This is a genomic window from Pseudomonas sp. (assembly GCF_049653025.1).
Classification (GTDB): Bacteria; Pseudomonadota; Gammaproteobacteria; order Pseudomonadales; family Pseudomonadaceae; genus Aquipseudomonas.
This window is the reverse complement of record NZ_JBASFM010000016.1, coordinates 260,360-283,246: the sequence shown is the minus strand read 5'-3', so window position 1 is coordinate 283,246 and position 22,887 is coordinate 260,360. Positions and strand designations below refer to the sequence as shown.

The following is a 22,887-nucleotide window of genomic DNA, read 5'->3' as shown; positions in this document are numbered from 1 at the left end:
GGCAGCCTGCGCTATCAGGGCTTGTGGGTCAGGGCTTGTGCCCAGCTCAGCAGCTGCACCGGCTCGCGCTCATCCCAGATGCGTTGCCAGAGCACCAGCAGGTGCTGCGGCTCGCCTCGGCTGAAGGGCAGGCGCTCGACCCGGGGCCGCGGCTGCCAGCGGCCGTCGCGGCGTTCGGCGAAGATAAAGCGGAAGGGGTGGTAGCCGGTCATGCCCAGGCGCAGGTCGGTGACCACCAACTGCTCGCCCAACTGGTCATAACGCAGCACGCCGTTGGTAAACCAGGCCAGCCGCGCATGCGCCGGGGAGTCGGCCAGCGCTGCGGCCAGCTGTGCACCACGCGGGATGCGCGCCAGTTGCGGCGGTTGGCTGTCGAACCAGCTGACCAGCGCCTCGTGGTAATCCTCGCCATCCAGAACGATCACCCGCCACAGCAGGCTGTTGAATGGCGTTGGCGTACTGAACAGCTGCTGCGCCTCGATGCCCTGGACGGCCAGTGCGGTTTCCACGCGCTGTTCGGCCATGTATTTGCCGCCCAGGGTGAAACCCAGGTACAGGGATGAAACCAGCAGCGCCAGGGCCGGAGCCTTGGCTGCCTTGTTATGCAGGCCGGTGTCGCGCAGGCCGTAAAGCAGGCCCAGCGCCACGGCGATGCACAGCGGCACGGTGTAGAGCGGGTCGATGATAAAGATGCTCGACCAGGCGGTGGGAATCGGCGTCAGCGGCCAGAGCAGCTGGGTGCCGTAGCTGGTGAAGGCGTCGAGCAGCGGGTGGGTGATCAGCACCAGCCACAGGGTCAGAAACAGTCGCTGCGCCGAGTAACCGGGGTTGTGCCGGAAGCGCCGCGTCAGCCAGGTCAATAGCAGTGCAAACCCGCTGAGTACAAACAGCGAGTGGCTGAAGCCACGGTGGTAGGTCATGTCCGCCACGGCGTCGCCGTAATCGATGAGCACATCCAGGTCCGGCAGGGTGCCGAGCATGGCTCCGTAAAGCAGCGCCTTGCGTCCTTGCCAGCGGCCGAGCAATGCGCCCTGAATGCTGGCACCCAGCACCGCCTGGGTTATCGAATCCATGATCTGTTCTCGCAGGAAGGTAGGCGGCTAAATTAGCCGAGCCGCCGCGAGATTACAGCGGAAAATTTCAAGCAAAGATTTCAACCAGAAGCCTGTGATTTGTGTGGGTCAGGCAGTCGGCTGAAAGGACGCGATGATGCGCCCGAGCACTTCCATGGCTTGTTCGCTCTGCGCGCTCCAAGGGTGGCCGTAATTCAACCGAGCGCAGTTACCGAAGCGTCGTGTGGCCGAGAAGATCGGCCCCGGGGCCAGGCTGATGCCTTGGGTTAGGGCCAGTTGGAACAGTTGCAGCGAATCGACCTGCTCGGGGAACTCGAACCAGAGGAAATAGCCGCCGCTGGGCCGGGTGACCTTGGTGCTGGCCGGGAAGTGCCGCGCCGCCGAGGCCAGCATCGAGGCCTGCTGCGCCTCCAGGGCATGCCGCAGTTTGCGCAGATGGCGATCAAAACCGCCGTGCTGCAGGTAATCGGCCAGGGCCGCCTGGGCCGGCACCGACGGCGAGATGGTGGTCATCAGCTTGAGCCGACTGATCTGCTCGGCATAGCGCCCGCCGGCCACCCAGCCGACCCGATAGCCCGGGGCCAGGCATTTGGAAAATGAGCCGCAGTGCATCACCAGGCCGTCGCGGTCGAAGCTCTTGACCGGCTTGGGCGGTTGGCTGCCGAAATACAGCTCGGCGTACACGTCATCCTCGATCAGCGGCACCTGATGGCTGTGCAGCAGCTCGTACAGCTCGGCTTTCTTCGCCTCACTGATGCTCGCGCCCAGCGGGTTTTGCAGGCTGCTCATAAACCAGCAGGCCTTGATCGGCAGGCTGACCAGGCGTTCGCCCAGCACGTCGAGGTCGATACCTTCACGCGGGTTGACCGGGATTTCCACGGCTTTGAGTTGCAGGCGTTCCAATACCTGCAAGCAGGCGTAGAAGGCGGGGGCCTCGATGGCCACCAGATCACCGGGTTGCGTCACCGTTTGCAGGCATAGATTGAGTGCCTCCATGGCCCCGCTGGTAATCACCAGCTCCTCCACGGGCAGCATCACCCCGCTGACCATATAGCGCAGGGCAATTTGCCGGCGCAGGTTGGGGTTGCCTTCGGTCATGTCGGCAATCACCGCCTGCGGCTGCATATCGCGCAGGCTGTGCGCCATGGAACGGGCCAGGCGCGGCAGGGGAAACAGCTGCGGGCTGGGGAAGGCCGAGCCGAACGGCACGGTGCCAGGGTCTTTCAGTGAGGCAAGCACCGAGAACACCAGCTCGCTGACATCCACCTCGGTGGTCTGCGTCGGTTGCTGGCTGGTTTCCGGCTCGGCCAGTGAGTGCCGTGCCAGCTCCCGGACGAAGTAGCCAGAGCGGGCGCGAGCCTGGATCAGACCACGGTCTTCCAGCAGGTAATAGCCTTGGAAAACCGTAGACGGGCTGACCCCGTAGGTACGGCTGGCGTGGCGCACCGACGGCACCTTTTCGCCGGGGGCGAGCATGCCAGCGCGGATCAGTTCGGCAATCTGGTCGGCGAATTTCTCGTAGCGTTTCATCGTGTCCGTCGGTGCGCTGAGCATTCCAGCGCACTCTACGGGGAGTTGCCCAGGCATGCGACTGTCAGCGCCCGCTTGGCGAGAGAAAGGTGCTCTGCGTCTGCGCGTGCTCATTGGCATCGGCCAGGTTATGGATCGCGAAGCGCACCGGCAGGGCACTGGCGTCGGCCTGTTCGCTCTCCAGCACCACGGTCACCGGCACATCGAGGATTTCCCCCGGAGCCAGCAACAGCTGCTGCGGGGCATCCAGGCGCAACCCGGGGCTGTCGACCAGCGCCAGGGCATAGCGTTGCGGCTGCTGGGTCTTGTTGATCACCTTGAGGCTATACGTGTTCTCGATCTGCCCCAGCTGGTTTTCACGGAACATGCTGCGGTCCTTGGCCGAATCGATGGACAGCATCGAGCGCGCGTTCAGTGCCCAGACGAAGGCGGCGATCATCAGCAGCAGCGCGATGCTATAACCGATCAGCCGTGGCCGCAGCCAGTGGGTTTTGCCGCCTTGCAGTTCACGTTCGGAGTGATAACCGACCAGGCCCCTGGCGTAACCCATCTTGTCCATGATCGAGTCGCAGGCGTCGATGCAGGCACCGCAACTGATGCAGTCAATCTGCAGACCATCGCGGATATCGATACCGGTCGGGCACACTTGCACGCACATATAACAGTCGATGCAATCGCCCAGACCCTCGGCCTTATGGTCGCTGTCTTTCTTGCGTGGGCCACGGCCTTCGCCGCGTTTGGCGTCGTAGGCCACCAGCAGGGTGTCATCGTCGAACATCGCACTCTGGAAGCGCGAGTAGGGGCACATATGTACGCAGACCTTCTCGCGCAGCCAGCCGGCGTTGAGGTAGGTGGCGGCCATAAAGAACAGCACCCAGACCAGCGTGCCAGCGTCCAGTTGCAGGGTGAGCAGCTCTTGGGTCAGTTCGCGGATCGGCGTGAAGTAGCCGATAAAGGTCAGCGCCGTCAGCAGGCTGACCGCCAGCCAGATCGAGTGTTTGGCCGTGCGCCGTAGCAGTTTATTCAACGACCAGGGCGCGGCGTCCAGCTTGACCCGCTGATGGCGCTCGCCCTCGGTAACCTTTTCCGCCCACATAAACACCCAGGTCCACACGCTCTGCGGGCAGGTGTAACCGCACCAGACGCGCCCGGCTACCACCGTGATGGCAAACAGGCCGAATGCGGCGATGATCAGCAGCGCCGATAACAGGATGAAATCCTGCGGCCAGAAGGTCGCGCCGAAGATGTAATAGCGGTGTTCGGCGAGGTTCCACAGCACCGCCTGGCGACCATCCCAGTCGAGCCAGGCGGTGCCGAAGAAGATCAGAAACAGCAAACCGGCACCGTACAGGCGCAGATTGCGAAAACGGCCGCTAAAGCTGCGGGTATGAATCGGCCCACCGGCCAGGGAAGGGGTCAGGCGGATAGGCTGGCGCGGGTCGATGGTCTCGATGATCTGCGCAGGAATACGTTCGCTCATTACGGGCCTCGTCGGGCTTTATCAGGCGAGGCGAATGATGCGAGCGCGGGTATTTGGATAACAGACTCAGGTTTTCAAATAAAAAGCGGATCAGATGCTGGGGAGGCTGTTCCGCAATGGCGATCAGAAGGCACGAGGCGGGCGCTTGTCGTAGCGTAATGTCGACCGGAATTTTCAATTGCCTTTGCACACTCCTATGCTTGATCTACCCATCGCTAGGCGCTTTAAAGACGCGTGCCCATGGGCCCACGTGACAACCAACCTCGCAATCGACGCCCGCAGCCGTTGATTACGTGTGGAGCGAATCGATGAGACTAGCTAGCGCATACCGCTCGATGGCAGTCCTCGTGACCGTCGCGTTTCTTTGGCTAGCGTCGCAGGGTGAAGTGCTTGCCCAGGCACGTTCGGCACTGGTCATCGGTAACAACGCCTATTCCTTCGCGCCACTGCTCAATCCGACCAACGATGCCGCCGATGTAACTCGAACCCTGCGCGAGGCCGGGTTTTCGACCACCACGCTGATCGATGCCGACCGGCAAACCATACTCGATGCCGTGACGCAGTTTTCTGCCCTGCTCAAAACCTCGGGCGGTGTCGGGCTGCTGTTCTTTGCCGGGCATGGGGTGCAGGTCGAGGGCGAGAATTACCTGCTGCCCATCGGCGATGGCATCGCCGATGCCTCCGAACTGGCGGTGAAGGCAATCAGCGCCTCGGCGATCGTCAATGCCATGGCCATGTCGGGCAACGACCTCAATATCATCATTCTCGATGCTTGCCGCGACAATCCGCTGACTGACGAAACCTCCGGCCTGTCGCGCATCGAGTCCAGTGCCAGCCTGTTTGTCTCGTATTCCACCTCGCCCGGTGCCGTGGCGCTGGACGGCGAGGGGCGCAACTCGCCTTACGCAAAACACCTGACGCTGGCGCTGGCGACACCCAACCTCAATCTCGAAGAAACATTCAAGAAAACCCTCAAGGGCGTCTATCAGGAAACCAGTGGGCAGCAGACGCCCTGGCTGTCGTCATCCTTCTTCGGCGGCTTCGTGTTTCGCGGCGAGGGCGGCGTTGAGGGCAAAGCCACTGCGAGTGGCGGCGCGGCTGTGGATGGAGCGTCGGCCGCAGTGGCAACGGCGCACGAGCAGGCATCTCCGCGCACGCTGGCTGGGTTGTACAAGGTATCCGGAACCAACCCGGATGGTACGCGCTACCCCGGCATGCTGGCCTTGGCGCAGCGCGGCGCGTTTTACGACTTCACCTGGTGGATCGGGCGCGATGTGTTCCGAGGCAAGGGCGAGCTGGCCGGGCGCATGCTGGTCGTGCACTGGAATGATGTTCTGCCGGTGGTGTATTCATTCGCGCCAGATGGCGTGCTCGACGGGGAGTGGGCCGATGGTACGGCGACTGAACGCCTGAGCCTTTATGCAGCGGCCAGCGCCGCAGCGCCCAAAACGGGGCTGTATCGGGTCGAGGGGCTTAATCGTGATGGTTCGCGCTATGTCGGCCAGATGGCGCTTGAGGGCGGCGGCGAGGGCAATCAATACCGTCTGCACTGGACTGTTGGTAGTGCGGACTATGAGGGCAGTGGCAGACTCAACAACGGGCTGATGATCGTCGATTGGGGGGGCGCGACCCCGCTGGTTTATGCCCTGGCGGTAGATGGTCGGCTGATCGGGCTGTGGGATGGCGGGCTGGCGTCGGAAACCGCGACGCCGCATTGAGGTGGTGTGCAACAAATGCGCTTATTGGATAAAAACTGGCGCAGCTTGCTGTGTCGCCCGACGGGGTGTTGTAAAGACGCCTATCGCTTGATTTAGAGGAGACGCAGCATGCAGCGATTCACCGGTGGTTGCCTGTGCGGCAACGTCCGCATCGTGGCGTTGGGGCTGCCATACCGGGTTGGCCTTTGTCACTGCCTCGATTGCCGCAAGCATCATGGCGCGCTTTTTCATGCTTCCGCGATATTCCCCCAGGATGCGGTGACGATCGAGGGCGAAACGCGTGACTACGCCGGGCGGTTTTTCTGTCCTCGCTGCGGCTCGTCCGTTTTCGGCCGTGTTGCCGATGAAGTTGAAGTGAATCTGGGGGCCTTGGATGCGCCTGACCAACTGATACCCACCTACGAGCTCTGGACTGTCCGTCGCGAGTCCTGGTTGCCGCCGTTTCCGCTGACCAGGCACTACGATCGCGATCGTGACGCCACGAGTCGCTTTGATGGCACAGTCTGAGTCTGTTGAGCCTTAGGCTGCTGGCGCGCGTTCGCGTTATCCTGAGCCTCCTTTTTGCACCGAAGCCTGCCCATGCTGGTGATTTCCAACAGCGTTCACCTGTCTGATGATGAAGTCGAGCTGACCGCCATCCGCGCCCAGGGTGCGGGTGGGCAGAACGTCAATAAGGTGTCCAGTGCGATACACCTGCGTTTCGACATCCAGGCGTCCAGTTTGCCGCCGTTCTACAAGGAGCGGCTGCTGGCGTTACGCGACAGCCGTATCACCGCTGAGGGCGTGGTGATTATCAAGGCCCAGCAGTACCGCACCCAGGAGCAGAACCGTGCCGATGCCCTGGAACGTTTGGCCGAGCTGATTCGTAGCGCCGGTAAGACCGAGAAAGCCCGCCGCCCGACCAAGCCGACCCTGGGTTCGAAGAAGCGCCGCCTGCAAGGCAAGAGCATCCGCGGCACGATCAAGGCGGGGCGCGGCAAGGTGGATTTCTAGCGGACTGTCCAGGATCTGTTGGGTTTAACCTGCTGACTTTCGTGAGGTGAGGTGGGGTTTTCAGCTCGGCATATTTGACTAATATGCACAAATGAAAACGACCCTCGATGAATTGCTGGCCTTTGTCAGCGTGGTGGACAGTGGCTCGATCAGCGCCGCTGCCGAGCAGCTGACGCAGACGGCTTCTGGTGTGAGCCGGGCGCTTAGCCGCCTGGAAGAAAAGCTCGATGTCACCCTGTTGCGCCGCACCACGCGCCGGCTGGAACTGACCGAGGAGGGCCAGGCCTTTCTCGCCCAGGCGCGCAGGATTCTCGATGCGGTAGAAAGCGCCGAAGAACAGATGAAAGTGCGTCGGCAGAAGCCAGCAGGGCGCTTGCGGGTGAATGCCGCCGCGCCCTTTATGCTGCATGCGGTGGTGCCGCTGGTGGCGGGCTTTCGCGCGCAGTACCCGGAGATTCAGCTGGAACTGCATAGCAGCGACCAGATCATCGACCTGCTGGAACAGCGCACCGATGTCGCCATCCGCATCGGCCCGCTGCGCGATTCCACCCTGCATGCGCGGCCGTTGGGCAGTAACTGCCTGCGCGTGCTGGCCAGCCCGGCCTATCTAAAGACCCATGGCACGCCGAAGACTGTCGCCGAGCTGGCCCACCACAGCCTGCTCGGGTTTACCCAGCCCGACAGCCTCAACCAGTGGCCGTTGCGCCATGCCTTGGGCGACTCGCTGAGCATCAGCCCGAGCCTGAGTGCCTCCAGCGGTGAGACCTTGCGCCAACTGGCGTTGGCCGGGGCGGGAATTGTCTGCCTGGCGGACTTTATGACCGCTGCCGACCGCGCCCGTGGCGAGCTGGTGCAACTGCTGCCGCGCGACACCGTCGAGGTGCGTCAGCCGATCCATGCGGTGTACTACCGCAACACCGCGCTGGCGTCGCGCATCACCTGCTTCCTCGACTTTCTGAGTGGCCAGCTGGGCTAGCACACAAAAGATTTTTTCCGCGCCTGTCGATTCCAGCTTTTGCCGTTCGACTAACGTACAGAACCCAGCTTTGGGTTTGCGGTCTGCCACTACAAGGGCCTGAACAAAGCCACAGCAGCAGGCTGATCAACGGATGGTCAAACGAGGAAAACAGCATGCGTTTTATGGTGATAGTCAAGGCAACCACCGACTCTGAAGCCGGCCTTATGCCCAGCGAAGAGTTGATGGCGGCGATGGGGCGTTTCAACGAGGAGCTGGTTGAGGCTGGGGTGATGCTGGCAGGTGAGGGCCTGCATCCGAGCAGCAAGGGTGTGCGGGTGCAATTCTCCGGTAGTCAGCGCAGCGTCACGGACGGGCCTTTTATCGAAACCAAGGAGCTGGTCGCCGGCTTCTGGCTGTGGCAAGTGGCGTCGCTGGCCGAGTGCATCGAATGGGTCAAGCGTTGCCCCAATCCGATGCCGGGCGATTCCGAGATTGAGATTCGGCAGATATTCGCGGCCGAGGATTTCGGCGAAGCCTTCACCCCCGAGCTACGCGAGCAGGAAGAACGTCTGCGTGCGCGGCTCGACGCGTAAAACCATTCAGGACTAAGGAGAGTACCGATGAATATTCATGCCTATTTGACCTTCGATGGTCAGTGCGAAGCCGCTTTCAAGCATTACGCCGAATGCCTGGGTGGCAATCTGCAACTGATGCGCATGGGCGAAAGCCCGGAAGCCGCCAATGTGCCGGCGCAGTTTCACGACCGTGTGATGCACGTTTGTCTGACCGTGGGCGATCAGCTGCTGATGGCGTCCGACACCTTCCCGGGTATGCCGTATGAGGGCATCAAGGGCTGTTCGGTTTCCCTGCAGGTAACGAGTGTGCCGGAAGCCGAGCGCCTGTTTGCCGCGCTGTCGGCAGGCGGTTCGGTGCAGATGGCGTTGCAGCAGACCTTCTGGGCCACACGCTTTGCCATGTTCACCGACCGTTTCGGCGTGGCCTGGATGATCAATTGCGCCGTGGAATGCCAGGTGGGCTAAGCGCCTGCCTGCATCAGGCCAGGTCTGTTTGCCTGGCCTGATGCAACGGCTTTACCGCGATGCTTAGTGGCACACCCGAGCGATGGCGCTGGCCAGTTGATCGAGACGGTTGGCGTCCAGCCCGGCCATATTCGCCCGGCCGCTGCCGACCATATACACGCTGAAGTCTTCGCGCAGGCGTTGCACCTGGGTTGGGCTCAGGCCGGTGTAGGAAAACATCCCGCGCTGCTGGGTGATATGGGCGAAGCGCTCACTCAGGCCATGGGGCTGCAAGGCCTCCACCAGCCCTGCGCGCAAGCTGGCGATGCGCTGGCGCATGGCTTCCACTTCATCCATCCAGAGCCGCTTCAGCTCGTTGTCGGCGAGGATGCTGGCAACCACCGCCGCGCCGTGAGCAGGCGGCGTGGACCACAGATTGCGCGCGATAAACGCCAGCTGGCTGCGCACGTCCTGCAGCTTTGTCGCAGTCTCGGCGCAGACGATCAGCGCGCCGGTGCGTTCGCGGTACAGGCCGAAGTTTTTCGAGCAGGAACTGGTGATCAGCAGCTCGGGCAGTTCAGCGGCAAACAGGCGCACGGCGAAGGCGTCCTGTTCCAGGCCATCACCAAAGCCCTGGTAGGCGAAGTCGATCAGCGGCAGCAGTTCGCGCGCTTTCACCACCTCCAGCACCCGCCGCCAGTCATCCGCGCTCAGGTCGAAGCCTGTGGGGTTGTGGCAGCAGGCGTGCAGCAACACCACATCGCCCTTGGGTACATGGCTGAGCGCGGCGAGCATCGCCTCGACCTGCAGCTGGTTGTCTGTGCCGACGTAGGGGTAATGGCCGACGCGCAAGCCGGCGGCGGCAAAGATACTTTCGTGGATCGGCCAGGTCGGGTCGCTCAGCCAGATGCCACGACTGGGCAGGCAGCGGGCAATAAAGTCCGCCGCCAGGCGCAGCGCACCGGTGCCGCCGGGCGTCTGGGTCGCGGCCGCACGCTCAGTTAGCAACGGGCTATCGGCCCCCAGCACCAGTTGAGTGAGCAGGCTGGCGAACAGCGCATCGCCGTGGCCACCGATATAGCTCTTGGTTGTTTCGCCTTCCACCAGCCGTTGTTCGGCCAGTTTGACCGCGCACGGAATCGGCGTCAGGCCCTGGGCGTCCTTGTATACGCCCACGCCCAAGTCGAGCTTGGCGGGGTTGCCATCGGCGCGGTAAGCGTCGATCAGGCCGAGTATCGGGTCTCCAGGCACCCGGGCGATGCTGTGAAAATGACTCACTTGCGGCCCTCGGCGCTGGCGGCCAGCACGTCGGTGCGCGCGGCCATGATGAAGTCGTTGCGGTGCAGGCCTTTCATCTCGTGGCTCCACCAGGTCACGGTGACCTTACCCCACTCGGTGAGCAGGCCCGGGTGGTGGCCGACTTCCTCGGCGATGGCACCGACGGCGTTGGTAAAGGCCAGGGCATGACGGAAGGTGCGGAACAGGTAGACCCGCTCCAGCTCCATATGGCCGTCGCGCACTTCGATATTCCAGTCGGGAATCTCGCGGATCAGTTCGGCCAGCTCGTCATCGCTGACTTTCGGTGCGTCGGCGCGGCAGGCTTCGCATTGGGCTTGGGCAAGGGACATCAGGTTTCTCCAGAGTTCGAGGGTGAACCGCAGGATGGGGTGAGTATCGCGACACCCATCCTACAAAAAAGATTAGGCGGCTTTCGGCGCAAACTTGGGGGCGTGCAGGCCCAGCTGCATGGCTTTTTCGACCATGCCCATGATGTCTTCATGGGCCAGCTCGAACAGGTGCTTGAGCTCCGGCAGAACAAAGTACAGCGGCTGCAGGATGTCGATGCGATACGGCGTGCGCATCGCCTCGATTGGGTCGAAGGCCTGGTGCTGTGGCACGTCGGACAGGCAGTAGAGGGTTTCCTTCGGCGAGGAGAGGATGCCACCGCCGTAGATGCGCTGGCCCTGGCTGGTGTCGACCAGGCCGAACTCGATGGTCAGCCAGTACAGCCGCGCCAGGAACACCCGTTGTTCCTTGCTCGCGGCCAGGCCGAGCTTGCCGTAGGTGTGGGTGAATTCGGCGAACCAGGGGTTGGTCAGCAGCGGGCAGTGGCCGAAGATCTCGTGGAAGATGTCCGGTTCCTGCAGGTAGTCCAGCTCCTCAACCGTGCGGATAAAGGTGGCCACCGGGAATTGCTTGCTAGCCAGCAGTTCAAAAAAGGTCTGAAACGGAATCAGCGCCGGCACCCGCGCCACGCGCCAGCCGGTGCTGGCTTCGAGCACCTGGTTGATCTCGCCAAGCTGGGGGATGCGCTCATGGGGCAGGCCGAGCTGCTCGATACCATCGAGGTATTCCTGGCAGGCGCGGCCTTCAATCACCTTGAGTTGACGGGTGATCAGGGTATTCCACACCTGATGTTCGGCCTCCGGGTAGTGGATAAAGCCGCTGCCATCCGGTTCGCGAGCCAGGTATTGCGTGCTCATGGTCTTGCCTCCTCATGTGCGGCGCTGCCGCGGAGTGTTGTTGTGTTGCTCTAGCAGTACCGCAAATGGCCAGGTTGCGCAGCCGGACAGGGAGGGTGAAGAGCGGGCGCTGAGAGGCTTGTTTGTAACAAAAACATTACGAAGGCGGCGAGGTGACGAATTTGCACAGGTTTACGCTGATTGAGTGTCACGAATGATTTACGTGTATCGGTGTGCGCCGTGCGAAAAGTCTGACCTCAGGCATGCTGAGGCGCGCTTTTCTGGGTATTCCCGGCTGCTCCACTGGCGATGACTGAGCGCCGCCCAAGGGCAGTCAAACCGGGTCGATCAGCGCTTTTCAGCAGGCATTTCAGGACAATTCAGGAGAATTCAGAGCGACTGGCGAGCGCCCTATGCGTCAATTCCCTTCACCCAGATTGCCTGGGGCGCAGTGCGTCCCAGGCGGTCCCGACTACGTGAGGGAACCCCCATGAGCCTCGACAGGCTGAGTAAATGGCTGGCAGCAGGCATGTTGGTGATCGGCGTCGCTTGCCTCGCCAGCGTCTGGCAAGCCGATCAGTACTACCAGCAGAGCCTGCGCGTGATGCAGCAGCGCTTTGAGGTAACCACCATCAGCTCGCAGCTGTTCGCCGACAATCGCCAGCTGACGCAGTTCGCCCGCATGTATGTGGGTACTGGCGACGATCTCTATCGCGAGCGTTACTTTCAGTTGCTCAATGCCGGCAGCTTTGCCAAGGCGCTTCAGCGCTTGCAGAAGAAAAATCTGATACCGATAGAGCAGCGCATGCTGCGCCGGGCTGTCGAGCTCAATGGGCTGCAGGTGGCAATGGAGCAGCAGGCCATAGCCGAGCGCCAGGCGCGTGGTGCGAGCCTGCAGTTGGAGCAGCTGGTATATGTGAACAGCGAGCTGGAGGTCACCGGGCTACTGGATGAGCTGCGCACCCGCGTCTATGCCCGCCAGAATCAGCAGGCGGCCGACTCCATCGAGCAGGCCGGGGACGCCCAGGTGCTGGCCGCCTTTATGCTGGTGCTGACGGTGGCCTATGTGGTGCTGGCGATGCTGCTGTTCGTCCGGCGTGGCCTGCTCAAGCCGCTGCGCAGACTGACCGAGCAAACGTGTCGGCTGCAGGCGGGCGAGATGATTGCGCGCATGGACCACTGCCAGGCGCGCAACGAGTTGGGTGCACTGGCCCGTGCCCTGGACGCCTACCGGCTGGTCAACCAGCGGATCCTGCATCAGCAGTGGGCCAAGGAGTGCCTCGGCGAGCTGGCGCAAGACCTGCAATCCAGCCCCAGCCAGGCGGCCTTTATCAGCTGTTTGATCGAGCGCCTGGCGCAGTGGTTGCCGGGTACCCGCGCCGTTTTCAGTGAGGACGAGCCGAGCCCGGTGGGCAACGAGTGCTACCTGCATTATCACCTGCCCCTGCTGCACGACGGTCAGCAGCAGGGCATCGTCGATCTGCGCCTGGCGCAGCAGCCCAATGCCCAGCAGCTGGAGCTGCTCGACGCCCTGCACGAGCCGGTCTGCGCCTGGTGGGGGCTGTTGTTGCAGCGCGAACACAAGCAGGCGCTGTTGCTTCAGGCGCGTCAGCAGGCCGAGCAGTTGTCGCGACAACAGCATGCTTTGGCAGCCACTGAAAGCTGGTTCCGCGGCATAGTCGAGGCGGCACCCGATGGCATGCTGGTGTGCAATGAGCACGGCCAGATCATCCTGGCCAACAACGAATGTGAACGCATCTTCGGTTATCCCAAGGCCGGCCTAATACTTCAGCACTACGAGGTGTTGGTGCCCCCGCACCAGGGGCATGCGCTTGACGATATCCTCCGCGACTTCCTCGCCAACCCCTTGGCGATCAAGGTTGGCGAAGGTCTGGCGCGACGCTTCGATGGCAGCGAATTCCCGATCGAGATTCGCGTCTCGGCTCTGCCTTTGCGTCATGGAGAAAGTCACTCCCTGTGCGTGGTGATCCGTGATCTGAGCCTGCGCAAGCAGCATGAGCGGTCCCTGCAGGTCGCTCATGAACAGCAACGCGCGATTTTGATGGCGGCCCCCTATGGCATCGCCTTTATCCGCGGCGGGCTTATCGTGCAGGCCAACTCCAGCCTGCATGAGGTGTTCGGTTATGCCGAGGGTGAGCTGCTGCAACAGTCGCCCACCATCTGGGCCAGTGAGGCAATGGCACAGGAAGACATGGGCGAGATTCGCCGGCAGCTGCATGAGGGCGAGACCTTCCGTCGCGAGGTGCAGGTTCGCCACAAGGGCGGCAGTCTGTTCTGGGCCGCTCTCAGCGCCCGTGCGGTGAGCCCTGGCGATCTCGAACAGGGTTCGATCTGGATCGTCGAGGACATCTCGCAGCAGCAGGCCGCCGCCGCGGAAATGTACGAGGCGCGCGAGCTGGCGGAGACGGCGGCCAGGGTCAAGGCCGAATTCCTGGCCAATATGAGCCATGAGATCCGTACGCCGATGAATGCCATCATCGGCATGACCCACCTGGCCCTGGCGACCGAACTGGACGCCCGCCAGCGCGACTACCTGAGCAAGGTGCAAAGCTCCAGCCGCCACCTGCTGGGCATCCTCGACGACATCCTCGATTTTTCCAAGGTCGAGGCCGGCAAGCTGCAACTGGATACCCAGGACTTCAGCCTCCAGCACCTGCTGCAGGAGGTCACCGACCTGCTGCAGCCGCGCATCCTCGGCAAGGGCCTGGCGCTGCACCTGGCGGTGCCGCCGCAGGTGCCCGACCAGCTGCATGGCGATCCGCTGCGCTTGCGCCAGATCCTGCTCAACTACCTGGGCAACGCGGTCAAGTTCACCGAGCATGGGCGGATCGAGATCGCCGTGGCGCTACGCGAGACCACCGCGAATGACCTGTGCCTGGAGTTTCAGGTCAGCGACACCGGCATCGGCCTCACCGAGCAGCAGTGCGCGCAGCTGTTCACCAGTTTCCAGCAAGCCGATGCCTCGACCACCCGCCGTTATGGCGGCACCGGCCTGGGCCTGGCCATCGCCAAGCAGCTGGCCGTGCTGATGGGCGGCGACGTGGCGGTGCGCAGCGTGCCTGGCCAGGGCAGCACGTTCAGCTTCACCGCGCGTCTGCAAACGGCCCACGCGGCGCTGCGAGTCCCGCGGGTGCCGACAGCTGCCGCACTGCCGCAGGACCTGCAACTGATTGGTGTGCGCGTGCTGCTGGTGGAGGACAACACGCTGAACCAGCAGGTGGCGGCCGAGCTGCTGCGGGCCGTGGGCTGCCAGGTCGATATCGCCGGCAACGGTCGCGAGGCCCTCGACCTGCTCGACGTACAGGCTTACGAGCTAGTCTTCATGGATATGCAGATGCCGGTGCTGGATGGCCTGGCTGCGACCCGTCAGATGCGCCTGCGCTCGGAATTGGCCGAGTTGCCGGTGATCGCCATGACCGCCAATGCCCTGCCTAAGGACCGCGAGGCCTGCCAGGCCGCCGGGATGAACGATTTCATCAGCAAGCCATTCGAGCCGCAGACGCTGCATGCCGTGCTACAGCGCTGGCTCGGCCAGCGTTGCAGCCAGTCGCCGGCCGCACAACAGCTGCCTGCGTTGCAGCTGGACGGGGTGGATGTCGCGGCGGGGCTGCGTCGGGTGCTGGGTAACGAGCCGCTCTATCGCCAGCTGCTCGGTCAGTTCCTCGGCAGCCAGGCGCAGTTGCTGGTGCAACTGGAAGACGCCCTGCAGGCAGCCGACCTGACCAGCGCCGAACACCTGGCCCACGGCTGCAAGGGTGTTGCCGCCACCCTGGGCATGGGGGCCGTGGCCCAGGCCGCAGGTGAGCTGGAGCAACAGCTGCGCCAGGGTGTCAGCAGCCAGTCATTGTTGCTGGCCTTGCAGGCGGCGTTGCACCCCGTGCTGGCCCAGTTGCGTCAGCTGCAGAAACCCGAGCTGGTGGTCGCGGCCGAGGTGGACGACGAGCAGCTGCAGCAGGTGTGCGACAGGTTGAGCGAACTCTTGGCGGATAACGATGCCGAGGCGCTGTCCTGCTTCGCCAGGCATGCACCGGTGCTGCGCGCGGCGTTTCCGCGGCAGGCCACACACCTGACGGCGGCGCTGGACTGCTTCGATTTCGACAAGGCGCTGGCCTGCCTGGAGGAAGCTGTCGGCACCCGGCTAAGCCCCGTGGCCTGAGGGTTTCAGGGAAATTCAGAGCAATTCAGCCCTATTCAGAGCGGCGCAGATGGCGTCATGCGCTAATGCCCGGGTCGAATCGGCGAGCCTGGCTGCAGGCCGGCCGCCCACTAATTTTGAGGTGACACAGATGAGTACAAGCGCCCGCAAGGCCACCCTGTTGGTGGTCGACGATGTACCGGCGAACCTGCATCTGATGAGTGAACTGCTGTGTGTGGATTACCACGTGCGGGTGGCTGCCGATGGCGCGAAGGCGCTGCAGATTGCCCGGCGCAATGCCCCGGACCTGATCCTGCTGGATGTGATGATGCCGGACATGGATGGCTACGAGGTGTGCCGCCAGTTGCAGATTGATGCGCTGACCCGTGAAATCCCGGTGCTGTTCCTCACCGCCAAGGACCAGGCCAAGGATGAGCAGCATGGCCTGGAACTGGGTGCCAGCGATTACCTGAGCAAGCCGATCGAGCCGGCGACCTTGCTGGCGCGGGTGCGTAGCCAGCTGCGCCTGAAGAGTGCCGCCGACCAGTTGCGCAGCCGCAATGCCTACCTGGACCAGGAGGTGGCGCAGCGCACCTGTGAGCTGCAGGCCGTCCACGATGTCACCATCCTGGCCCTGGCCTCGCTGGCAGAAACCCGCGACAACGAAACGGGCAACCACCTGCGCCGCACCCAGAACTATGTGCGTGTGCTGGCGCAGAAGCTGGCCGAGCAGCCGCGCTTTGCCGCGCAACTGGACGAGCAGGCCATCGAACTGTTGTACAAGTCGGCCCCGCTGCACGACATCGGCAAGGTCGGCATTCCCGATCACATCCTGCTCAAGCCGGGGCGTTTCGAACCGGCCGAGTTCGAGGTGATGAAGCACCACCCGCGCCTCGGCTACCAGGCGCTGGTGCATGCCGAGGAGATGCTCGGCGCACCGGTGCCGTTCCTGCGCATCGCCAAGGAAATCGCCCTCAGCCACCACGAGAAATGGGATGGCAGCGGCTACCCACAGGGCCTGGCCGGCGAGGCCATTCCCCTGAGCGCCCGCCTGATGGCGGTGGCCGATGTCTATGACGCGGTGATCAGCCGGCGCGTGTACAAGCCAGAAATGCCCCATGCGAAGGCCGCAGAGATTATCCGCGAGGGCTGTGGCGGGCATTTCGATCCGGCCGTGGTCGAGGCGTTTCTCAGCCTGCAGGAGACGTTTCAGGAGATCGCCCAGCGTTATGCCGATACCGACGAGAGCCTGCAGGTCAAGGTGCAGCAGCAGGCGTTGCATGCCCCACTGCCGGGGAGTGTCAGCCGATGAGCCTGGTGGTCAAACATGGCAAGTTGCTGCGCGGGCTCGTCTACGGCGTTGCGGCATTGTTCTGCCTGATCGGCGTGGTGGTGGTCGAGGACCAGTTCCACCGCCAGCTCGGGGTGTTTCAGGACAGCCAGGCGGCCTTGCTGCGCCAGCACAGCGTGGCGGCGTTCGAGCGCGTGCAGGAGCAGCTCGATGGACATCGCCTACAGCCAGCCTTGTTGAGCGGCCTGGAGTTGAATCTGAACGGTGGCTGCCTGGAAGAACCGGCGCGGGTTTTTCTGCAGGGCTGGACCCAGCTCAGGAGTCAGGGGCTGCGCGCGGCTACGCAGCGGGTACAGGCCTGGCCGGAGAGTGGCATCGCCTCACCGCAGGCACCGCGCCTGTCGGTTGTCGATGGCACCTTGCAACTGACCAGCCATATTGACCTGGGCCGCGCGTGCGCCGGCGGCGAGCGGCTGGTGCTGGAGACCCGTACCGAGTCGCACGCCCTGACCCTGGCGCGGCCTATGCCGAGCCTTGCCGCGGATCTGGTGTTGCATGTGGCGCTGCAGCCTGGCGCTCAGCCGGCGCAGTTCTTCGACATCGTTTTCCATGGCGAGCAGGCCGAATACCGGCCCTCCGCCACAGCCTTCACGCCACCGGCGGAGCTCGAACCGGGGCTGGCGCTGGTGAGTGAGGGGCGTTTTCAAATGGTTCTGGTCGACGAGGCGACCGGCTTGCGCGCGGTCTACCGCAGCGAGCCGCTGGGGCAGGATGGGCTGCAACGTTACCTGCGCTTCAACGCCCGCGAGCTGGCCCTGATTCTGGGCATTACCCTGGCCTTGCTTGGCGTCCTCGGGTTCCTGCTGCACACCATCGGGCTCAGCGAACGCCTGCACCGGCTGTCCACTCGCGACTTCCTCACCGGCCTGTACAACCGCCGCGCCGCGCTGGAGCTGGCCGGGGCCGAACGCGCCCGAGCACTGCGCTCGGGGCGGGGGTTCTGTGTTCTGCAACTGGACATCGATCACTTCAAACGGGTCAACGACAGCTTCGGCCACGACGCCGGTGACATCGTCCTGCAGTTCTTTGCCGAGTGCCTGCGCGGGGTGCTGCGCGAGCAGGATTTGCTGGCGCGCATGGGCGGCGAGGAGTTTCTCGTGTTGCTGCCGGAAACCGACCTGCTGGGCGCGCGGCAGATGGCCGAGCGCTTGCGCTACGTATTGCACACGACAGCCGCGAGCTATGGCCAGCAACACATCGCCGTCACCTGCAGCCTGGGGCTGACCGCCTGGCGTGGCGTGGACGACGATCTGCCAGCGCTGCTGAAACGTGCCGACCAGCTGCTCTACCAGGCCAAACAGCAGGGTCGCGACCGTTGCGTGGACGACCAGAGCGCCGCGGATACGCGGGCCGTTTAGGCCAGGCCGCGCTATTTATCTTAGGGAGTAACCCATGATTACCGAGCAAACCGTTTTTCTCGTCGTCGATGACGCCGATTCCATGCGCAAGATCAACAGCAGTCAGCTGACCCGCCTCGGTGCACGGCAGATCCTGCTGGCCAACAATGGCCTGGAGGCGCTGAAAATCCTCCAGGCGCGGCGCGTGGACGTGATCATCTCCGACTGGAACATGCCAGTGATGTCGGGGTTCGAGCTGCTGCAAAAGGTGCGCAGCGACGAGCGCACGGCGCACCTGCCGTTCATCATGATCACCGCCGAGTGCGAGCGCGAGCAGGTCAGCCAGTTGATCGCCAGCGGGGTCAGCAGCCTGCTGATCAAACCCTACAACGCTCAGGATCTGACCCAGCACCTGGCCCGGGCCATGCGCCACCGGCCACAGCGCAGGCCGCAGCTGCAGGTGCAGACGGATGCGCCGATGGTGCTGCCCGCGAAGAAGCAGGTGAAACGCCCCACGCTGCTGGTGGTGGACGACATGCCGGACAACCTCGCACTGATTTCCGGGCTGTTTATGCCGGACTATCGTGTGCGCGTGGCCCAGAACGGTAACACCGCCCTGGCCATCTGCACTTCGGACGATCCACCGGATCTGCTTTTGCTCGATGTGATGATGCCGAACATGGATGGTTTCGAACTGGCCGGGCAGCTGCGCAGCCATCCGCAGGCCAGCCAGATTCCGCTGATCTTTATCACCGCTATGACCGAGCCCGAGGCCCAGCAGCGTGGCATTGAACTGGGTGCAGTGGACTTCGTGCACAAGCCGATTGACCCGCAGCTGTTGCGCTTACGGGTCGGCAACCTGTTGCGCCATGTGGAGCGGCATTGCGAGGTGCAGGCCGACTACAACGACCAGCTGGAGCTGGCGCGCCTGCGCGAGGATGTCGAGCAGATCAGCCGGCATGACCTCAAGGCCCCGCTCAGCGGCATCCTTGGCCTGGCCCGTGGCCTGCTCGAGGGCGGCAATCTGCTGCCGGGGCAGGAACGCATGCTGGGCATGCTCGAAGACAGCAGCCTGCAACTGCTGGACATGATCAATCTGTCGGCGGAGCTGTACAAGATCGAGACCGGGCGCTTCGAGCTGTGTCCGGCCGCCGTGGAGGTGGCACCGATGCTCGGCAGCATGGTGGAGGCGACGCGGATGACCTATCAGGCCAAGGAGCTGGTCATCGAACTGAGCCTGCCCGAGGTCAATCCGGCCGAGCCCGTACAGGCCTGGGGCGAGCAGATGCTGTGCTATTCGCTGCTCAACAATCTGCTGAAGAACGCCTGCGAGGCGGCCCCTGAGGGCAGCCGGGTGCGCGTGCAGGTGCAACTGGACGAGCAGCTGTGTATCCGCCTGGAGAACCAGCCGGCGGTGCCCGAGGCCTTCCGTCCGCATTTCTTCGACAAGTACAGCAGCAGCGGCAAGAAGAATGGCAGTGGTCTGGGCACCTATTCGGCCAAACAGCTGGCGCAGGCCCAGGCCGGCACGCTGGAGTTGCAGGTCGACGAGGCGCAGAACAGCACCTGCCTGCTGCTGACACTGCCACGAGTCGCCCCCGAGCAGCCACTGCCCGTGCGCTAGCGCCCTGTGCGCTGTTCCTGGCTCAGCGCAGTGTGGTGGATTGTTTGCACAGCACCACGCCCCCGCGGCCGGTGCTGATCAGCACGCTCTGTGGGTCGAGCCGGCGGAGCCGGTAGGTAAGCTGCAGCTGTTCGTTGAAGATGAACAGGCCCAGGCTGGCCAGTTGTTGCTCTTGCAGGTTGTCCGTCGTGCTCTTGCCGCTGTGCTGCACACGGATCAACAGTCGCTGCCCCTGGCGGGTGTGGCTAAAGCTGGCGTTGCGATGCAGGTGGCCTTGTATGTGTTGAGTCTGTGGGGTGAGCAGGCGTGAACTGGTGCGGAAGTTCCCCAGGCCTTCGGCTCGCAGATCCAGGTCATAGTCGCTCAGCAACCACTGTGTGTGCCCTGCGCCGATAAGTACCTGCCCGGTGCGCCCACTGCACAGCAGGTCGAGCGGGCTGTCCTGGTGCTTGACCAGGGTCCCGGCACCCAGGCACATGCCGCCCACGACCAAGAAGATCCACAGATGCCGCCAGCGTCTTAGCCTATTCATCCAGTTGCAGCCCCAGGCAGTGACTGTCGCGCGCCGATAGCTCACCCTCGCAGAGCAGGTCCAGGCTGCGATGCTGAGCCGCGAAGCGGTAGACATGCAGCTTCAGCGCATCCATGTCGAGTGCCAGCCCCAGCGCCTTCACCTGCACGGCCAGTCGCCGGTTGTCGGGCTGCAGGGCACCGCCCGGCATGCTTTCCAGGTGAAAGGCGATGCCATCGATCTGTTCCATTCGAGCCTCTGCAAAGGGCTGCTCGGGCAGTGCCGTTTGGCGCAGCAGGCTCGGCAGGTGGAACAGCGCGGCCCAGCAGGCAATAGCAGCGAACCCCAGCAGCAATTTTTCAGGCCAGCTGCTGTGGTGGCTGTGGCGTGGCTGGGAGGCAGGCGAGGGTGGCGCGTTGATCTGCGGTGGTGCGGCGGGTAGCGACACGGCAGCGGCCGGCGGCTCATCCGGGGCAGGGGGGGGGGGCGCGTCGAGCAACTCGACCTGTTCGCTGATCTTGTAGCCGATCCGCGGGATGGTGATGATCAGCTCGTGGTCAGGCTGCAGCTTTTCCAGCGCCACGCGCAGCTGGCGGACCACCTGGGCCAGGCTGTTGTCCGTCACCTCCAGGCCGAATGCGCCCCAGGCACCGCGCATCAGATCGCGCTTGCTGACGATCTGCCCATCGGCCTGCAGCAGCAGGGTCAGGCAGCGGCTGGCAATGGCGCCGATCCGCAGTGCTTCCTCGGGGGCCGCGGCGGTGTAGAGCACGTAGGCCTCGTTGTCGAAATGGATCAAGCGATTGATGACATAGGTGCTCATGCAATGACTGCTGCCTGTGGTTGCGGCGTTTGGGTGATGGCTGCGGCATTAACAGGTTAGCTCCGATTGTTGTGGTGCACCCCGGCGGCTGGTGCAGCTTTTCCAGTTTGGCGGTCGGTCTGTTCGTAATGAAATGGTTACGGCCATGCAGGGTTTGTGCGGCTAATCCGGTGGTGATTTGCTTTTTTGTCACATATTCTTGACGAAAAAGTGGCCAGCTAGAAGCGGGCCACTCCAGACCTGGGGCAAACCATGCGTATCAAAGTCCACTGCCAGAATCGAATTGGCATCCTGCGCGACATCCTCAACCTGTTGGTTGAATACGGCATCAACGTCGCCCGTGGCGAGGTCGGCGGCGAGCAGGGCAACGCGATCTACCTGCACTGCCCGAACCTGATCAACCTGCAGTTCCAATCGCTGCGACCCAAGTTCGAGGCGATCTCCGGGGTGTTCGGGGTCAAACGCGTGGGTCTGATGCCCAGCGAGCGCCGTCATCTGGAGCTGAATGCCTTGCTCGGGGCGCTGGATTTTCCGGTGCTGTCGATCGATATGGGCGGCAGCATCGTTGCCGCCAACCGCAGCGCCGCGCAGCTGCTTGGGGTGCGGGTGGACGAAGTGCCGGGCATTCCGCTGTCGCGCTACGCCGAGGATTTCGATCTGCCGGAACTGGTGCGCGCCAACAAATCACGGATCAATGGCCTGCGGGTGAAAGTGAAGGGCGATGTGTTTCTCGCCGATATCGCCCCGTTGCAAACCGAACACGATGAAAGCGATGCCCTGGCCGGCGCGGTGTTGACCCTGCACCGCGCGGATCGCGTCGGCGAGCGCATCTACAACGTGCGCAAGCAGGAGCTGCGCGGTTTCGACAGCATCTTTCAGAGTTCTAAGGTGATGGCCGCCGTGGTGCGTGAAGCGCGGCGTATGGCACCGCTGGATGCGCCGCTGCTGATCGAGGGCGAAACCGGCACCGGCAAGGAGCTGCTGGCCCGCGCCTGCCACCTGGCCAGCCCGCGTGGACAGTCGCCATTTATGGCGCTGAACTGCGCCGGCTTGCCGGAGTCCATGGCCGAGACCGAGCTGTTCGGCTACGGCCCCGGGGCCTTCGAGGGCGCGCGCCCGGAAGGCAAGCTCGGCCTGCTCGAGCTGACCGCTGGCGGCACGCTGTTTCTCGATGGCGTCGGCGAGATGAGCCCGCGCCTGCAGGCCAAGCTGCTGCGCTTTCTGCAGGACGGCTGCTTCCGCCGGGTCGGCAGCGACGAGGAGGTGTACCTGGACGTGCGAGTGATCTGCGCCACCCAGGTCGACCTGTCCGAACTGTGCGCCAAGGGCGAGTTTCGTCAGGACCTTTATCACCGCCTCAATGTGCTGAGCCTGCATATCCCGCCGCTGCGCGAATGCCTGGACGGTCTGACGCCGCTGGTGGAGCACTTTCTCGACCAGGCCAGCCGGCAGATCGGCTGCCCGCTGCCCAAACTCGCGCCACAGGTGCTGGACAAGCTCAGCCACTACCACTGGCCGGGCAACGTGCGGCAGTTGGAGAACGTGCTGTTCCAGGCCGTGTCGCTGTGCGATGGCGGCACGGTCAAGGGCGAACATATCCGCCTGCCGGACTACGGCGCGCCGCAGCCTCTGGGCGAGTTCTCGGTGGAGGGCGGCCTGGACGAGATTCTCGGCCGTTTCGAAAAGGCCGTGCTGGAGCGACTGTTCCACGACCACCCGAGCAGCCGCCAGCTGGGCAAGCGCCTCGGTGTGTCACACACCACCATCGCCAACAAGCTGCGTCAGCATGGCTTGGGCAAGGACTAGCCGGGGGTGGATGTAGCACCGCGTATTTGCCGCTAGAGTGTCGCTC

19 protein-coding genes are annotated in these 22,887 nt (G+C 63.5%); 11 read left to right on the top strand and 8 right to left on the bottom strand.

Translation table 11 applies throughout. The features are described 5' to 3' along the window. Window positions 1-14: 14 nt before the first annotated feature. The 3 genes from WBK23_RS13115 to ccoG all read right to left on the bottom strand — a co-directional run bounded on the left by WBK23_RS13115 (window position 15) and on the right by ccoG (window position 4,083). Window positions 15-1,073, bottom strand: a complete 1,059-nt coding sequence (locus tag WBK23_RS13115; RefSeq protein ID WP_424484381.1) for a metal-dependent hydrolase — start codon at window positions 1,071-1,073, stop codon at window positions 15-17. Between the two features lie 108 nt (window positions 1,074-1,181). Continuing rightward, window positions 1,182-2,603: a GntR family transcriptional regulator MpaR gene (gene mapR, locus WBK23_RS13110; RefSeq protein WP_424484380.1), complete on the bottom strand. Its 1,422-nt coding sequence runs from the start codon at window positions 2,601-2,603 to the stop codon at window positions 1,182-1,184. A 64-nt stretch (window positions 2,604-2,667) separates the two neighbouring features. After that, window positions 2,668-4,083, bottom strand: a complete 1,416-nt coding sequence (ccoG, locus tag WBK23_RS13105) for a cytochrome c oxidase accessory protein CcoG (protein ID WP_424484379.1) — start codon at window positions 4,081-4,083, stop codon at window positions 2,668-2,670. Window positions 4,084-4,391: 308 nt separating this feature from the next. Here ccoG and WBK23_RS13100 point away from each other — a divergent pair, with 308 nt between their 5' ends. The 6 genes from WBK23_RS13100 to WBK23_RS13075 all read left to right on the top strand — a co-directional run bounded on the left by WBK23_RS13100 (window position 4,392) and on the right by WBK23_RS13075 (window position 8,792). Beyond that, complete coding sequence (locus tag WBK23_RS13100) at window positions 4,392-5,801, top strand: caspase family protein (RefSeq protein ID WP_424484378.1); 1,410 nt, start codon at window positions 4,392-4,394, stop codon at window positions 5,799-5,801. A gap of 108 nt (window positions 5,802-5,909) precedes the next feature. After that, window positions 5,910-6,308: a GFA family protein gene (locus WBK23_RS13095; protein ID WP_424484377.1), complete on the top strand. Its 399-nt coding sequence runs from the start codon at window positions 5,910-5,912 to the stop codon at window positions 6,306-6,308. 72 nt (window positions 6,309-6,380) lie between these two features. Then, window positions 6,381-6,794: an alternative ribosome rescue aminoacyl-tRNA hydrolase ArfB gene (arfB, locus tag WBK23_RS13090; protein WP_424484376.1), complete on the top strand. Its 414-nt coding sequence runs from the start codon at window positions 6,381-6,383 to the stop codon at window positions 6,792-6,794. A 91-nt stretch (window positions 6,795-6,885) separates the two neighbouring features. After that, window positions 6,886-7,770 carry a LysR substrate-binding domain-containing protein gene (locus tag WBK23_RS13085; protein ID WP_424484375.1) on the top strand — a complete coding sequence of 295 codons (885 nt, stop codon included), beginning with the start codon at window positions 6,886-6,888 and terminating at the stop codon, window positions 7,768-7,770. 155 nt (window positions 7,771-7,925) lie between these two features. Then, window positions 7,926-8,345, top strand: a complete 420-nt coding sequence (locus WBK23_RS13080) for a YciI family protein (RefSeq protein ID WP_424484374.1) — start codon at window positions 7,926-7,928, stop codon at window positions 8,343-8,345. Between the two features lie 27 nt (window positions 8,346-8,372). Continuing rightward, window positions 8,373-8,792 carry a VOC family protein gene (locus WBK23_RS13075; RefSeq protein WP_424484373.1) on the top strand — a complete coding sequence of 140 codons (420 nt, stop codon included), beginning with the start codon at window positions 8,373-8,375 and terminating at the stop codon, window positions 8,790-8,792. A gap of 63 nt (window positions 8,793-8,855) precedes the next feature. On the opposite strand, the gene WBK23_RS13070 is transcribed toward WBK23_RS13075, so the two are convergent. From WBK23_RS13070 to phhA, 3 genes are all read right to left on the bottom strand, one after another. Beyond that, a complete protein-coding gene (locus tag WBK23_RS13070) occupies window positions 8,856-10,049 on the bottom strand; it encodes an amino acid aminotransferase (RefSeq protein ID WP_424484372.1) in 1,194 nt (397 codons plus the stop codon). Continuing rightward, window positions 10,046-10,402 (bottom strand): 4a-hydroxytetrahydrobiopterin dehydratase, encoded by a 357-nt coding sequence (locus tag WBK23_RS13065; protein WP_424484545.1) that lies wholly within the window; start codon window positions 10,400-10,402, stop codon window positions 10,046-10,048. Before WBK23_RS13065 ends, WBK23_RS13070 begins: the two co-directional genes overlap by 4 nt. Before the next feature lie 69 nt (window positions 10,403-10,471). Next, window positions 10,472-11,254, bottom strand: coding sequence for a phenylalanine 4-monooxygenase (gene phhA / locus WBK23_RS13060; RefSeq protein WP_424484371.1), 783 nt, complete (start codon window positions 11,252-11,254; stop codon window positions 10,472-10,474). Window positions 11,255-11,723: 469 nt separating this feature from the next. Here phhA and WBK23_RS13055 point away from each other — a divergent pair, with 469 nt between their 5' ends. The 4 genes from WBK23_RS13055 to WBK23_RS13040 all read left to right on the top strand — a co-directional run bounded on the left by WBK23_RS13055 (window position 11,724) and on the right by WBK23_RS13040 (window position 19,701). After that, window positions 11,724-15,410 carry a PAS domain S-box protein gene (locus WBK23_RS13055; protein WP_424484370.1) on the top strand — a complete coding sequence of 1,229 codons (3,687 nt, stop codon included), beginning with the start codon at window positions 11,724-11,726 and terminating at the stop codon, window positions 15,408-15,410. Window positions 15,411-15,540: 130 nt separating this feature from the next. Beyond that, entirely contained in the window at window positions 15,541-16,701 is a 1,161-nt protein-coding gene (locus tag WBK23_RS13050; protein WP_424484369.1) for an HD-GYP domain-containing protein, read from the top strand. Beyond that, window positions 16,698-18,098: a diguanylate cyclase gene (locus tag WBK23_RS13045; protein ID WP_424484368.1), complete on the top strand. Its 1,401-nt coding sequence runs from the start codon at window positions 16,698-16,700 to the stop codon at window positions 18,096-18,098. Before WBK23_RS13050 ends, WBK23_RS13045 begins: the two co-directional genes overlap by 4 nt. A 34-nt stretch (window positions 18,099-18,132) precedes the next feature. Further along, window positions 18,133-19,701: a response regulator gene (locus WBK23_RS13040; RefSeq protein WP_424484367.1), complete on the top strand. Its 1,569-nt coding sequence runs from the start codon at window positions 18,133-18,135 to the stop codon at window positions 19,699-19,701. A 22-nt stretch (window positions 19,702-19,723) separates the two neighbouring features. Here the strand turns inward: WBK23_RS13040 and WBK23_RS13035 are convergent, their stop codons facing one another. Beyond that, entirely contained in the window at window positions 19,724-20,233 is a 510-nt protein-coding gene (locus WBK23_RS13035; RefSeq protein ID WP_424484366.1) for a hypothetical protein, read from the bottom strand. Then, window positions 20,226-21,035 carry a winged helix-turn-helix domain-containing protein gene (locus WBK23_RS13030; RefSeq protein WP_424484365.1) on the bottom strand — a complete coding sequence of 270 codons (810 nt, stop codon included), beginning with the start codon at window positions 21,033-21,035 and terminating at the stop codon, window positions 20,226-20,228. The genes WBK23_RS13035 and WBK23_RS13030 overlap by 8 nt, the downstream gene beginning before the upstream one ends. A 252-nt stretch (window positions 21,036-21,287) precedes the next feature. Here WBK23_RS13030 and WBK23_RS13025 point away from each other — a divergent pair, with 252 nt between their 5' ends. Continuing rightward, a complete protein-coding gene (locus tag WBK23_RS13025; RefSeq protein WP_424484364.1) occupies window positions 21,288-22,841 on the top strand; it encodes a sigma-54-dependent transcriptional regulator in 1,554 nt (517 codons plus the stop codon). Window positions 22,842-22,887 lie beyond the last annotated feature (46 nt).

Coding starts and splice junctions, on each gene's coding strand:
- WBK23_RS13115 (WP_424484381.1), bottom strand. CDS start 1,073: ATGGATTCGATAACCCAGGCGGTGCTGGGTGCCAGCATTCAGGGCGCA.
- mapR (WP_424484380.1), bottom strand. CDS start 2,603: ATGAAACGCTACGAGAAATTCGCCGACCAGATTGCCGAACTGATCCGC.
- ccoG (WP_424484379.1), bottom strand. CDS start 4,083: ATGAGCGAACGTATTCCTGCGCAGATCATCGAGACCATCGACCCGCGC.
- WBK23_RS13100 (WP_424484378.1), top strand. CDS start 4,392: ATGAGACTAGCTAGCGCATACCGCTCGATGGCAGTCCTCGTGACCGTC.
- WBK23_RS13095 (WP_424484377.1), top strand. CDS start 5,910: ATGCAGCGATTCACCGGTGGTTGCCTGTGCGGCAACGTCCGCATCGTG.
- arfB (WP_424484376.1), top strand. CDS start 6,381: ATGCTGGTGATTTCCAACAGCGTTCACCTGTCTGATGATGAAGTCGAG.
- WBK23_RS13085 (WP_424484375.1), top strand. CDS start 6,886: ATGAAAACGACCCTCGATGAATTGCTGGCCTTTGTCAGCGTGGTGGAC.
- WBK23_RS13080 (WP_424484374.1), top strand. CDS start 7,926: ATGCGTTTTATGGTGATAGTCAAGGCAACCACCGACTCTGAAGCCGGC.
- WBK23_RS13075 (WP_424484373.1), top strand. CDS start 8,373: ATGAATATTCATGCCTATTTGACCTTCGATGGTCAGTGCGAAGCCGCT.
- phhA (WP_424484371.1), bottom strand. CDS start 11,254: ATGAGCACGCAATACCTGGCTCGCGAACCGGATGGCAGCGGCTTTATC.
- WBK23_RS13055 (WP_424484370.1), top strand. CDS start 11,724: ATGAGCCTCGACAGGCTGAGTAAATGGCTGGCAGCAGGCATGTTGGTG.
- WBK23_RS13050 (WP_424484369.1), top strand. CDS start 15,541: ATGAGTACAAGCGCCCGCAAGGCCACCCTGTTGGTGGTCGACGATGTA.
- WBK23_RS13045 (WP_424484368.1), top strand. CDS start 16,698: ATGAGCCTGGTGGTCAAACATGGCAAGTTGCTGCGCGGGCTCGTCTAC.
- WBK23_RS13040 (WP_424484367.1), top strand. CDS start 18,133: ATGATTACCGAGCAAACCGTTTTTCTCGTCGTCGATGACGCCGATTCC.
- WBK23_RS13035 (WP_424484366.1), bottom strand. CDS start 20,233: ATGAATAGGCTAAGACGCTGGCGGCATCTGTGGATCTTCTTGGTCGTG.
- WBK23_RS13030 (WP_424484365.1), bottom strand. CDS start 21,035: ATGAGCACCTATGTCATCAATCGCTTGATCCATTTCGACAACGAGGCC.
- WBK23_RS13025 (WP_424484364.1), top strand. CDS start 21,288: ATGCGTATCAAAGTCCACTGCCAGAATCGAATTGGCATCCTGCGCGAC.